Origin of the sequence: Echinicola marina, from assembly GCF_020463795.1 — a bacterium.
GTDB classification, from domain to species: domain Bacteria; phylum Bacteroidota; class Bacteroidia; order Cytophagales; family Cyclobacteriaceae; genus Echinicola; species Echinicola marina.
This window is the reverse complement of sequence record NZ_CP080025.1, coordinates 4616812-4630233: the sequence shown is the minus strand read 5'-3', so window position 1 is coordinate 4630233 and position 13422 is coordinate 4616812. Positions and strand designations below refer to the sequence as shown.

At 38.8% G+C, this 13422-nt stretch carries 12 protein-coding genes; 6 read left to right on the top strand and 6 right to left on the bottom strand.

Annotation, left to right across the window (positions count from 1 at the left end; translation table 11 throughout):
• Window positions 1-83: 83 nt before the first annotated feature.
• The 4 genes from KZP23_RS18785 to KZP23_RS18770 all read right to left on the bottom strand — a co-directional run bounded on the left by KZP23_RS18785 (window position 84) and on the right by KZP23_RS18770 (window position 4070).
• Window positions 84-203 (bottom strand): 30S ribosomal protein THX, encoded by a 120-nt coding sequence (locus KZP23_RS18785; RefSeq protein ID WP_226333309.1) that lies wholly within the window; start codon window positions 201-203, stop codon window positions 84-86.
• A 104-nt stretch (window positions 204-307) separates the two neighbouring features.
• Window positions 308-2755, bottom strand: coding sequence for a M56 family metallopeptidase (locus KZP23_RS18780; RefSeq protein ID WP_226333308.1), 2448 nt, complete (start codon window positions 2753-2755; stop codon window positions 308-310).
• 5 nt (window positions 2756-2760) lie between these two features.
• Entirely contained in the window at window positions 2761-3123 is a 363-nt protein-coding gene (locus KZP23_RS18775) for a BlaI/MecI/CopY family transcriptional regulator (RefSeq protein ID WP_226333307.1), read from the bottom strand.
• Between the two features lie 197 nt (window positions 3124-3320).
• Window positions 3321-4070, bottom strand: coding sequence for an acyl-CoA desaturase (locus KZP23_RS18770; protein WP_226333306.1), 750 nt, complete (start codon window positions 4068-4070; stop codon window positions 3321-3323).
• Window positions 4071-4473: 403 nt separating this feature from the next.
• Between KZP23_RS18770 and KZP23_RS18765 the strand changes: the two genes are divergently transcribed.
• From KZP23_RS18765 to KZP23_RS18740, 6 genes are all read left to right on the top strand, one after another.
• Complete coding sequence (locus KZP23_RS18765) at window positions 4474-4836, top strand: phage holin family protein (protein WP_226333305.1); 363 nt, start codon at window positions 4474-4476, stop codon at window positions 4834-4836.
• A 195-nt stretch (window positions 4837-5031) separates the two neighbouring features.
• Window positions 5032-5595, top strand: a complete 564-nt coding sequence (locus KZP23_RS18760; RefSeq protein WP_226333304.1) for a hypothetical protein — start codon at window positions 5032-5034, stop codon at window positions 5593-5595.
• A gap of 71 nt (window positions 5596-5666) precedes the next feature.
• The gene (locus KZP23_RS18755; protein WP_226333303.1) at window positions 5667-6569 is read left to right on the top strand and encodes a histone deacetylase family protein; all 903 of its coding nucleotides are present in this window, start codon (window positions 5667-5669) and stop codon (window positions 6567-6569) included.
• A gap of 126 nt (window positions 6570-6695) precedes the next feature.
• A complete protein-coding gene (locus KZP23_RS18750) occupies window positions 6696-7337 on the top strand; it encodes an OmpH family outer membrane protein (protein WP_226333302.1) in 642 nt (213 codons plus the stop codon).
• A 103-nt stretch (window positions 7338-7440) separates the two neighbouring features.
• A complete protein-coding gene (locus KZP23_RS18745; RefSeq protein WP_226333301.1) occupies window positions 7441-8412 on the top strand; it encodes a deoxyhypusine synthase family protein in 972 nt (323 codons plus the stop codon).
• 1 nt (window position 8413) lies between these two features.
• Complete coding sequence (locus tag KZP23_RS18740; RefSeq protein ID WP_226333300.1) at window positions 8414-10225, top strand: OmpA family protein; 1812 nt, start codon at window positions 8414-8416, stop codon at window positions 10223-10225.
• A gap of 51 nt (window positions 10226-10276) precedes the next feature.
• Here the strand turns inward: KZP23_RS18740 and KZP23_RS18735 are convergent, their stop codons facing one another.
• Both KZP23_RS18735 and KZP23_RS18730 read right to left on the bottom strand, forming a co-directional pair.
• The gene (locus tag KZP23_RS18735; protein ID WP_226333299.1) at window positions 10277-10816 is read right to left on the bottom strand and encodes an SRPBCC family protein; all 540 of its coding nucleotides are present in this window, start codon (window positions 10814-10816) and stop codon (window positions 10277-10279) included.
• Between the two features lie 197 nt (window positions 10817-11013).
• A complete protein-coding gene (locus KZP23_RS18730) occupies window positions 11014-13377 on the bottom strand; it encodes a S9 family peptidase (protein ID WP_226333298.1) in 2364 nt (787 codons plus the stop codon).
• Between the last annotated feature and the right edge of the window lie 45 nt (window positions 13378-13422).

The window sequence follows — 13422 nt, the reverse complement described above, 5'->3', positions numbered from 1 at the left end:
TACAGCAAGAGATTTGTGTGCAGGAAAAACAAAAGCCTGAGTTAGAATTTCAGGCTTTTGTTTGTATAGTTGGTGATCGTGGTTTATTTGTTTCCCAGTTTTTCTTTTCTGGTTTTGATATTCTGATTTTTGTGAGGTCTGCTCGCTCCAAAGGTTCCTCTGTTGATTTTTCCTCTTTTGGTTTTCATATCTCCTTTTCCCATAGTTTTTTAAGATTTTTGGTTTAAGAATTTATTAATGCCTAAACCCTAAATTAAGGAACAGGTACTGGAAGACCAAAGAGAATGGCAGATTTCCAAAAGTAGGCTTATTCTTTAGTAGTAATCAATATCACACCATCCTGGGCCTTTGAACCGTACAAATTGACAGCATCTCCGTTTTTAAGAACTGAAATTGAAGCAATGTTCTTGGGGTCCATTTTCTTCATTTCCTTATCGGTATAAATAATTCCATCTACCACATAAAGTGGTTTTTTATCAGCAGCCAGTTTTTCAGTGATTTCTATTTTTGGAGCTTCCTCTTCCACGCTTGAGGAGCCCTTTAAGGATTGATCAGGTAATGGAGCACCTTCTTTTAAGGTGATTTCTACCACGCCATTTTTACCTTTTTCATTATATTTATCAACGGCTTTATCTCCCTTAAGTACATTGATGCTCTCGATGTCAACTGGAGAAATCTGGCTGATGATTTCTTTATCATACTCCTTTCCATTGATAAAATATTTGGCTTGATTGAGGTTTTTTGTTTCTTGTTTATTTACAGAAGCCCCATCAGTAGGAGAACTTTTTGCTTGGGCACCATAGCCTATGACTACAACTTCATTCAAACGGTTTGATTTCTTCTTGGTTTGATCATTAAGAGCAAATATGATAGGCACTCGCATTCTAACGTTGACGGCAGTGCCGTTTTGTTTGCCAGGTTTCCATTTGTCTGCATTTTTAATAACCCTTAAGGCTTCTTCATCAGCGCCGCTACCAATACCCCTAAGGATTTGAGGATTCTTGAGTTCACCGGTTTTGTCCACGACAAATGTCACATAGACTGTGCCTTCAATACCCTTTTCCTTGGCTTGTTCTGGATATCTGAGGCTACTGGCCAAGTAATCATTCCAATTATTCATACCACCATAAGGAGCAGGCATGTCTTCCACCACATCGAAGACTTCATTGCTGCTCTTCTGGTTAGGTTTATTGAAGAAGGGGCTTTTTTGTGCTGTTTCACCTCCCGCTACTTTGAATTTTACTGGCAATACCATTAAGGTATTGATCGCTTGTCCATTGTCCATTCCAGGGTTCCACTTGGGCATGCTCTCAAGACTGAACATTCTCAATACCTCATCATCCAGTCCCATTCCCATAGATTTTTTGATGCTGGGTGAGAGGATATGTCCTTCTTTATCTACCACAAACTCTATATAAACAGTTCCTTTCGCACCAAGCTGCCTGGCTTCTTTTGGAAATTTTAGGTTTTTGGACAAATACTTGTTCCAAGTTTCCATTCCACCTTGGGGAGCAGGCATGGAGTCTGCTGTTTGCTTGAGATTTTCTATTCCGTAATCTTTGGTAAAAGAAGAGTTTTGCTTGAAAATACTGAGCATTTCCAATACTTTGCTGTATTCATCATTATCTGAGATATTGCTGATTTCATATTGTAAATCACCAAATTGTGCAGTGATTTTGCCCTCTTTTAAAGATGATACATATTCATAATGTTTCGGAGATTTGATCTTAACGACACGGGTGTTAACATTAATCGAATCTTGTGCCGATACTATTTGCTCTCGGATGGAATTGATACTTAAACTGGTGAATTCCGATAAAAGGCCATCTGAGTTAGTGGTTTTCATGGAAACCAATCCCAATAGGATGGCTGTCAAGGGGATTACCATTAGCAATTTGAACCAATTGGTCTTTTCTGCTTTTTTCATCATCATAATTCGCTTTAAAGTGGTTGATCTTATAAAATGGTTGCCAATAGGAAGATCAAGTCCCTTGAATGCTATTTTGACGATTAGATTAGTATAAGAGTCTTTGTTGGCTGTTTGTTTTACCACATTGGCATCAGCTGAATATTCATGTGTATCGATGAGAGCTGTTCGCATCAAGTGGATGCCTGGGTTGAACCAAAATAAAATACTTAATATTTGATAATAGATCATGTCCCAGGAGTGGCCCTGTTTGATATGTTCTATCTCATGTTTAATGATCTGTTCTTTTTCTTCAGGTCGAAGGTTTTGGGAATCATCCCAAAATAATTTGTCGAAAAAGGAGAAGACGGGGGCAAGACCAAAAGTAGGGATGAAAAAATAATTTCCCTTTAGTCTGTAAACTGTTTGGTACCAGCCTTTTTCTTTGAGCATACGAAGCTGCAGCAATTGCCAAAGAAGACGGCAAGCAAGCAGAGTAGCTATCAAAAGGTAACCAATAAATAAATAATCCTTCCATTCCAACAGGATGGGAAGCTTGGTGCTGCTGACCGTTACTTCAGGAAGGCCAAATGTCCCGACGATGTCCTCCTGGGATGCATTGGCGGTAAGGGATTGCAGGAAGTCTGTTTCCTCCAATGAAATAGAGGGCTTTGAAAATTGAACGGGGATTTCTATCAGTGGAAACAAAAGTGCCAAAACAGGGGAGACCAAAAGGAAAATTCTGGTGAGGCTGAACACTTTCTCCCCTCTGAGGAAACACCAATAGATCCCGAAAAAAAATAAGAGGCAGAAGGTACTCTGCCAGATATAGTTCACCAAATGTGCCATGTGACTTATTTTACGTCATCTTTTACCTCATTCATTAACTTTTCAAGTTCATTGATGTCCATGTTTTCGTCCTTTGCAAAGAATGAAGCCAACTTGGAAAATGAACCTCCGAAATACCCAGAAAGTAGGTTTTTGATAGAAAAACTCCTGTATTGATCTTTGGTGACTATCGGGTAATACTCATGAGACTTGCCATAAGCTTTGTGTTTGACAAAGCCTTTTCTCTCTAAGATACGGATGATGGTCGATACCGTATTATAGGCTGGTTTTGGCGCTGACATTTTTGCCAGGATATCTTTGACGAAACCTTTCTCGATATCCCATAGAATCTGCATGACTTGTTCTTCGGCTCTTGTTAATTCTCTCATCTTATATAATTGTTTATTTGCTTCAACTTAATCATTTAGTTTGTAAATAACAAACAAGTGACTGATCTTCTTATTGGCTGAACCAAATTAGTTAGAATATATTAGTTTCGCAACTATTTAGATAGTTTAAATTAAGGAATTAGTTGGTTGTGCTAAAAAAATAAGCCGCTTATTTCAGCGGCTTATCTTATAATATATTATTGGGTTCTCAACTTGATGATTCTGGTAAAGTGTAACAGCTTTACAACAGGATAGGTAGGGTCAAATTCATACCATTTTACGGCAAAATTGGGTCTGTTGGGCAATTTATGGTGATTGTTTTGGAATAATTCACCTAGCATCAGCACATCCAGTAAGAGACTGTTTTTGGATTGGTCATTATTGTCAAAATTAGCATAGCCATATTTATGACCACTCCAGTTTACGATAGCTCCATGGACAGGTCCCATCAAAAAATGGATAGGAAGTAGGAAATACATCCACCAGTGGGTGCCAGGAAGTTCAAATACACTTATGCTAAGTACGTAAATGGCCACATATAGTATGCCCCAAGCTACTCTGACCATCATATTGTCAGCCATTCGGTCAAACTTGTTCCAGTCAGGAACATCCTTTGAAAATCTTTCTTCAGGCTTTAGTCTGAAAGAAAAATATTCATTGTAAATATTTTTTGTTTTCCACATCATGGTGAACAGATTTTCTGTATGGTGTGGACTATGCGGGTCTTTTGGTGTGTCACTGTATGCATGGTGCATCCTATGAAGAATAGCGTAGGCACGGGGAGAAAGGTAAGAACTTCCCTGACATGCCCAAGTAAACACATAAAAGAACTTCTCCCAAAACTTGTTCATGACGAACATTTGATGTGCTGCATAACGGTGCAGGAAGAAACTTTGGCAAAACAGCGAGAAATACCAATGCAATAAGAAGAATACTATAAGAATCACGTAATTTAGAATTGATTTAAGATCACAAAGATAATCTCTTATCAGTGAAAATATAAATGTGTTCTTGATATTTTTAATATATTATGATTAAACTCATGTTTCAGGGGGATGATTTTTGGGATTCTTGGTTTTAGCAGCCCAAACTACTAGGAATTAGGATAAAAATTATAAATGTTTACAAATTGACCGCTGAAATATTCAGCTGATATGATTAATGAAATTAGCTTGGAAAAATTAAGATTAACTTGTTTCCCTTTTTGATGGTTTGGGATGCTTCAAACATTTTATGAAAGGGCAATTAATTATTCAAATATTCTAAGAAAAGGAGCCTACTGATGCAAAATGTAGGAGATCATAAACTTTCTTATTGAGGGATCAAGGTAAAACTTAAACTTCGTTTTTTATGGGAGATCAAGGATGTGGAAATGTTTTGGTTCAATTGGTAATAGCGGGGCTTGCGGTGATTATAGCTAGTTACCTGCTTCCTGGAGTAAGTGTAGAGGATTTTTGGGTAGCGATAATTATTGCGGCCGTTTTGAGTTTATTGAACTATACGATCAAGCCCTTATTGATTATTTTGACCATCCCCATTACCATAGTTACCTTGGGATTATTTTTATTGGTCATAAATGCTTTGATTATTCTGCTGGCAGCCAATATAGTACCGGGTTTTCATGTAGATGGCTTTTGGTGGGCTTTATTATTTAGTTTCATATTGTCAATAATAAACACCATTTTTGGCGTTTCTTTATTTGAGAATAATTAACCAAAAAATCTAGCCTTAATAAATAAGAATATGAGGTCAGTTTTTGCAAGTAATGATTTTTATTTTTGTCAAATAATTGTAATTTGATTTTGATAAAAGGTAGTTACTAAGAGGCAGTAACTGTTTTATATTTTTACCTGCATTATATATGCTAGTCACAGTATCGACTTATAACACCCTTTTCGACTAAGAATTATGCAATACAAGAATGATGGTTTTAGACCCGAGATAATAAATGCGCTAAAGGCTGAGTTGAAAGCCTCCGGAAAAAACTTTAAAATTGTCCCTTCTCCTGATAATAGCGATGAATTTGTGAATTTCTATTTTATTGGGATGTATGAGGGAAAGGAAGTGATTTATGATGCAGCGATGTATACCTTAAGACTTCACCATTCCAGTGAGGTTTATGAGTTGGCAGAGCACAAGGCTGCAAAAAAGTTCCCCAACTTCAAGGGAATCCACTATGAAGAGGATGAGAATGGGAATTTGAAGCCCTTGAATAGTGATGAGGAAGAAATCGGTTGGTTTATCACCGAAATTATCATGGAAATAGAGGAAGATGAATCTGTAAAGGTGCAGGAGTTTATCGATGAGGATACCAATCATGATTATGGTATTGGACTGGATGTAGCGCTCAATGTCGAACATATTGATGAGAAAGTGATCACCAAGTTCATCAAGGAATTCAATGATGACAATATCGTATTGGATGATACCATGTATGCCTTTCAATCTGAGGATGAAGATGTAGAGGAATAATTTCTAAAAAAATAGGAAACATATATCAAGGCCGTTTGCTGATGTTCAGCAAACGGTTTTATTTTGTTTTTATGTTAAAGATAGCTTGGTCATCCCTTTACGCACATAGTCTTCCTCCAGGGCATAGGTTTCCCATGGAAAAATATGAACTATTGCCTGAACAACTGCTATACGAGGGGACAATCACAGAAGACAATCTTTTCAGCCCGAAAAGCTTAGCAAGTCAGTGGATTCTCAACACCCATGATGCCACTTATGTCCATAAACTGGAAAACCTAAGCCTTAGTAAGCAAGAGATCCGTAAGACAGGCTTCCCATTGACGAAGTCACTGGTGGACAGGGAAATCAATATCATGCATGGTTCTGTGCAAGCTTGTTTGTATGCTTTGGAGTATGGAATTGCTATGAACATAGCTGGAGGGACCCACCATGCCTTTTCTGATAGAGGAGAAGGATTTTGTTTGCTAAATGATATCGCAATTTCGGCCAATTATTTGTTGGATAGTAACTTGGTCAGCAAAGTACTGGTGGTGGACTTGGATGTACATCAGGGAAATGGCACCGCTGAGATATTTCAGCAGGTACCAGAAGTATTTACATTTAGCATGCACGGAGCATCCAATTATCCTATGCATAAAGAAAAATCAGATTTGGATGTGGCATTGCCCGACAAAGTGGGGGATGATTTCTACATTAAGGTTTTAAAGGAGCATATGGATTCACTGATAGACAAAGTGCAACCCGATTTTATCATTTACCAAAGTGGTGTGGATGTTTTGGCGACAGACAAGCTGGGAAGGCTGGGCTTAAGCTTAGCAGGTTGTAAGGAGCGGGATCAATTGGTTTTGAATGCAGCATACCGGCATCAAGTTCCCATAATGTGTTGTATGGGGGGCGGATATTCTGAAAAAATCACCCAAATCGTGGAGGCCCATGCCAATACCTTTAGGCTGGCTCAGGAGATCTTTTTTTGAGTAAAAGCCAATAGAGAATATACCCTTGGGGATGAACGTTAAAAAAACAGGAACAATTTAGATTTCGATTTGTAGAATGAGAACTTTGTTTATATTTGCGACAAGTTGAATTAATAAACCATTAACGTGAGAAAATTTAGTAAAGCACTAGGAATTTTAGGTATTGCAGGAGCACTTTTGTCGGCTTGCAATAATAAGGGAAATGAAACAGCTGCAACTGGTGCAGGGGCATCATCAGAGAGTACTGTGGACTTGAGCGATTTGAATATTGCTTATATCAACACAGACAGTGTGATCAATAATTACCAGTATTTTAAGGACAAATCAGCTGAAATTTCAGAGAAAGGTAAGCGGTATGAGAGTGAGCTTTCTAATAGGGCAAAGGGTTTTGAACAGGAAGTGGCTAATTTCCAGCAGACGGCACAGAATATGACGCCTAATCAATCTAGGGCCAAGCAAGAAGATTTGATGAAGAAGGAGAGAAATTTGGTGACCTACAGAGATAACTTGATGCAAGAACTTTCTGCAGACGAAGCCAATCTATATAATGAGGTTTATGATAAAATCCAGGTGTTTTTAAAGGGTTATGCTGAAGAGAACAACCTTGAAATGATCCTTTCATATACAAGAGGTGGTGGTGTTTGGTATGCGCATGATGCCCTTGATGTAACTACTTCTGTTACAAAAGGATTGAACGATGCTTACAATCCTGAAGCAACAAAACCAGCGACGACCGCTACTGATTCTACCAAAGAAGAAGGTAAGTAACAGACCGCTGTCAGAAGATAAAATGAGAAAGCCCGGTTTGAGCCGGGCTTTTTTTGTGTCAAATATATCAGTAATTTTAGCAATTATTTAAACGCTATAGCAGATGAAAATCACAGAATTTCTTAAGCATAATTATCGGCATTTTAATGCAGCCGCATTGATCGATGCTGCTGAAGGCTATAAGGCCCATTTGGACAATAATGGTAAAATGATGGTGACTTTGGCAGGAGCGATGTCCACTGCTGAGTTGGGGATTTCGTTGGCCGAAATGATCCGCCAGGACAAAGTTCAGATCATTACCTGTACCGGTGCTAACTTGGAAGAGGATGTTTTTAACCTGGTTGCACACGATTATTATGAAAGAGTTCCACATTATCGACAGCTTTCGCCAGAAGAGGAACAGGATTTGCTAGATAGACATATGAACAGGGTAACTGATACCTGTATTCCAGAAATGGAAGCCATGAGAAGGATCGAGGATGTGATTCTTGAGGAATGGGTTAAAGCCGACAGAGCCGGTGAAAGCTACTTCCCACATGAATTTTTCTATAAGATTTTACTTTCTGGCAAACTGGAACAGTATTATCAGATTGATCCCAAAAATAGCTGGCTCTTGGAAGCGGCTAAGAAAAATCTTCCTATAATCGTTCCGGGTTGGGAAGATTCGACATTGGGAAACATGTTCGCAGGGCATTGCATCACTGAAGATGTGAAAAATGTCCATACCGTTAAAAGCGGTATTCAGTACATGATGTATTTGGCAGACTGGTACACAGAAAATGCAAAAGCAGACAGTACCGTAGGATTCTTCCAGATTGGTGGGGGTATTGCCGGTGACTTCCCTATTTGTGTAGTACCGATGTTGCATCAGGATCTGCAAAGAGATGGAGTACCTTTATGGGGGTATTTCTGCCAGATTTCTGACTCGACTACTTCTTATGGGTCTTATTCTGGGGCAGTGCCTAATGAAAAGATCACTTGGGGAAAATTGGGCATTGATACACCAAAATACATCATAGAATCTGATGCGACCATTGTGGCTCCATTAGTATTTGCGATTGTATTAGATCAATGACATGAAAGTTACAGAAAAATTAAAATCAACAATTCTTAAAGCAAGCACTATTCCTGTGCTTGCTTTTTGTGCTTTTACCCCCGCAATGGCACAGGGGATTTATGCTTTGAAACAGGTTAACACCCCTTATGATGAGCAACAGCCTGTTATATCCTCTAAAGAAGAGCTTTTTTTGAGTGTTGCTTTTCATCCAGAAAATACCGGCGGAAGCAAGGATTTTGGAGATGTATGGTACAGCAAGAAAAACGACTTTAATCAGTGGGAAGCTCCCCGTGCTGTACGAAGTCTGAGTACTGCGGGCTATGACCTTTTGATAGGTTTTCCAGATGGGGAAAGGGCATTGGTATATCATGATGGAAAAAATAAACCTCATGGTATTCATCAATATAGGAGAACAGGCGAAACTGATTGGCAGTATGAAAAGCAATTGGATTTTGGGAGCTTTAGGAATAATGGGAAAAGTTTCAGCGCCAGACTGCATCCGTCGGGAGACATTCTGCTGATGTCCATGAATTCCTATGGGACTTATGGGAATGAGGATATTTATGTCAGCTTCAAGCAGTCCAATGGCAGCTGGTCCGTTCCAAAAAATATTGGCGCAGATGTGAATACCTTTGAGCAGGAAATGACCCCATTTATCTCCGATGACAAACAGGTGATCTATTTTTCCACAAATGGTCATGGTACCACGGAAGGCAGAGATATTTATTATGCCCAAAGGTTGGATGATTCTTGGGAAAAATGGACGAAGCCCAAAAGACTCAAAGATGACATTAACAGCAGGGGAGTAGAACTTTCCTACTTTATTGACCCCAATAGTCCATACACAGCCTTTGTGACGACAACACAAAACAGTGAGGGATATGGTGATATATTAATGCAAAGAAAAGAGGAAATCGTCCTAGAAGAGCTAAGTCCAGAGGAAATTAATCCTAAACCTTATTTGGCAGCCAACTTTGTACGAAATTCTTCAGCTGTTGACAATGCAGCTCAAGTGCCAGAGGAGAATAAGGCAAATGAAGTAATGATCCGGGAAGAATTGATCAATACGCCAGCTGATGTTGATCATAAACCCGAAACTATAGCTATTCCAGTACAGCAAGAAGTGGTTTCAGAAAAAACAGAGCAAGAAAAAGCACTTGAACAAGAAAAAACAATAGCGTATGCGGCATCAGAACCTCAGGAAGATAAGATGGAGACTCCTGCTGCCATCATTTCAAATGAGGAGTATGTGCTTAAGGTATTGGACAAAAAATCCAAGGAAACCATTCCATATAAAGTGGTTTTCAAAGATGAAAATGGAAATCCACTTGGTGTTGAAAACAGTTTGACCGCAGTGGATAAATTTGCATTAAGGAAAGGAACCGTCAAATTGACCATTTCATCACCGAATTATTTGCCAGCCTCCCTGGACTTGCAAGTCTTGGAAGATGGTGAAGAAACTGTTTGGTTGACTTCAGCAGTGAAAGGAGTGAGTTTGGTATTGGAGGAGGTGCTTTTCCAAAAAGGAACTTCCGAATTGGCAGATGAAAATTCCCTGAAGTATATTGATCAATTAGTAGATTTTCTCAATGAAAACCCTGGCCTAAAGGTAAGATTAGAAGGACATACGGACAATGTCGGAAATGTTCGTTTAAATAAGGAATTATCTATGGACAGGGCGGCCACTATTCGTGATGTCATGGTAGATAAAGGCGTGGATTTTGAGAGAATAAGGCTCAGGGGATATGGTGGTGCTAAGCCTATTGCCGATAATGACAGCCCTAGTGGAAGAGAACAAAACCGCAGGGTGGAAATGGTCATTATTGATTAAGAGATCAATTCAAGAAAAGAAAAATGGGTCTGGAAAACAGACCCATTTTTTTTAATCTTCCATTTGGTCTTTTAAGGTGTTGAGTCCTTCTTGAAGTTGATTGCCCAGCATTTCTTCCATTCCCATTAACTTCATGACCAAATTCATGGGATAATCTGCAATACTGTTAAAGCCCCAGATGACCTTGGTTTTGTTGGGTGAAATTCTCTCGGTAAGCATATAGGCCTTGTCAGTAGCCTCAAAGGGCTTATAAAAGCGTAATTCATAATCGATTCGCTTGTTCTCTTCAATGCCAATAATTTCCTGTTCCCCCTTGCCAACATCTGAATTTTGACTGTCCCATGCGGTGACAGCCCCAACCGTTCCATCCATGCCCATATAGGTTTTCTTCATATTAGGGTCCATTTGCATCCATACAGAAAACTTGTTCTGGTTTTTTAGCATTTTAACATAGCTGAAAACTTCCTCAACAGGTTGTTCTATCGTGACAGATTTTTCTACTGAAAACTCTTTTTTAATAAAAAGACCAGCGATTAAAGCGATGGCAATAATGCCTAATATGCCGAATAGTATGCCTTTGAGTATTTTCATATTTGGGTGGTTAAGGTTGTTTATGGTTATTGACAGGGCGCAAACTACTATTTAACGTAACAATTGTATTTGTTTTTTTGTTATAAATTAATTGAATATTTGGTTGTTTCAAAGTATCTATTGATTTAATTCTACAAAAAAGCCCTCTGAACTCATTGAAAATTCAAAGGGCTATGTTTATAATCAGATGACTTGTATCAGTCCAATAGGGTTTCGTTAAATAGTTTTAAGATTCTTTTGTATTCATCTGTCCAGCTGCTGGGTTCTATGAAACCATGGTCTTCTACAGGAAAAATGGCCATTTCCCAGTTGTCTTTTTTGAGTTCTATGAGTCTTTGGGATAACCTGACCACATCCTGAAAATGTACATTGGTATCGATCATACCATGCGCCATGAGTAAGTGGCCTTTCAATCCCTCTGCAAAGTAAATAGGGGAAGATCTTTTATAGGCAATGGGGTCATTGTATGGCTCATTGAGAATGTTTGAGGTATAGCCATGGTTATAATGGGCCCAGTCAGTTACAGACCTTAAGGCAGCACCTGATTTGAAAATATCCGGTTCATTGAATAAGGCCATAAGTGTGATAAAACCACCATAGCTTCCTCCATAGATACCAATTTTTTCAGGGTTTATATGTTCATTTTCTATCAGGTATTTAGCTCCATCTACTTGATCTGAAAGGTCTTTTCCGCCCATGTGTCTGTATATTCCTGTCCTCCAATCCCTGCCGTAACCAGCACTACCCCTATAATCTATGTCCAAAACGGTGTATCCTAAATCAGATAATAAGTTATGAAACATATATTCACGGAAATAGCTTGACCACCATTTGTGGGCGTTTTGAAGATAACCAGCTCCATGTACAAAGATGACGGCTGCTTTATTATTGTTTTGTTGTTTTGGTTTGTATAGCCTTGCATGGACAGTGGCACCATCCTTGGCCTCAAACTGTATCAACTCAGGGCTTTTCCATGAATAGCTTTGGAATTGCTCGGATTGACCATTGGTCAGTTTGATGGCGTTGTCCTTTGGATTGTTGGCTTTATAGTATAGTTCCCAAGGTTGATTACTATTGCTGTATAATATGGCCAAATGCTTTTCGTCAGGGGAGAGGCTGACTTGGTTGTTACCTGTCATTGAGGTTAATTGGGTCATTTTTCCGCCCATTACCGGCATTTTATAAAAATGCCTTTCCCCTGGATGAACCTCAGACGTGGTGAGGTACCAATATTGTTTGTCATTGGAAAGTTTTGGAGAAAATACTTCGAATTGACCCTTGGTCAGTGCTTTCTTTTTTCCTGTTTGAGTATTCAGAAGGTAAAGGTGTGAGTAGCCACTTTCTTCAGACTGAAAATAAATATGGGTATTATCAGGTAACCAGCCAAATGTGCCACCTCCAAAGCTATAACCAATGCCTGGACCAGCAATCCAAGCTTCATCTCTTTGTCTATCCAGACATTTCAATTCCCCGGAATCAAGATCTAGCAGGGCAATCCAGCGATCTTTATTGTCAGCAGATCTGATATTGATCACGGCTTGACTTTCTTCTGAAAATATAGGGTTAGCCGGAATAACGGCTCTAATTTCTTTCTTCCATTCTCGCTCAGGATAATCTCTGGTATAGTCCGGTAAATCAGTGATCCCTGGAAGGTGACCTGTGTTAACAGTATAAGCAGTATCTTTTTCAATATTGTAAATGACCATTTTAGCTTCAGTCGGCTCGTTACCTACTTTAGGCCTGGTGTTAAGCTCAGTAGTATATCCTGACACATCGGTAAAATCAGGGACAAAGGTATTTTTTCTTTTTTCAGCGGGGCTGATCAGATTAAATACAACGTACTTTCCATTGGGGGAAATCTGAAGATTCGTTACTCGGTCATTGCCTGAGTAGAAAGTATATGGTTCATCATTTTTGGTTGCTTCATGATAGGCTTTGCTTAGCTCTTTTTTGCTTTCCCTTTCTTTGATGACCTGAAGTAGTTCGGTGTTCTCTTTTATCAACCAATCATCTTTTTTTGACAGTTCGTTATTGTTATTTGTTGGTTCATTACCGTTTTTAATATGGGTCAGCTGTTGGATGCTGCCTTCTGACAGTTCATAGGTGAAGATATTATTCTCCATTTCAAAAGCGATAATATTTTCATCTTTCAAAAAAATTGGATTGGAGATTCTACTGCTTAGCTCCAAAAGTTTGATCTCTTGTTCTTCTTTGGCATTGTACAAAAATAGCTTGGCATCCCTAGTATATACCTTTTGACTTTTGTCTGTATTGAATTGGCCATATGCAGGGATAAGCTTATTGGAAGTTTTCCAATTTACTTTGCTGATATTGTTTAAATCTGATACAGGGATTTTATAAAGTGAATCAGAGGGGTTTTGTTCTGGATTATATTTAAAATAAATCGCAGCACTGTTTTCAGCCCATTGAATATTGGATGGAAATGTCCCCATCCACTTGGGGTCCTGCATGATTTTTTCAACAGATAGGAGGCTGTTTTGTGCTTGTGCAAAACCAAAGCTGAGGTTAAATAAAAGAAATAGTAAGTAGGCTTTTTTCATATTCGAAAATTTTGTTCGAATATGAGCAGGCAAATTGTTTAATAC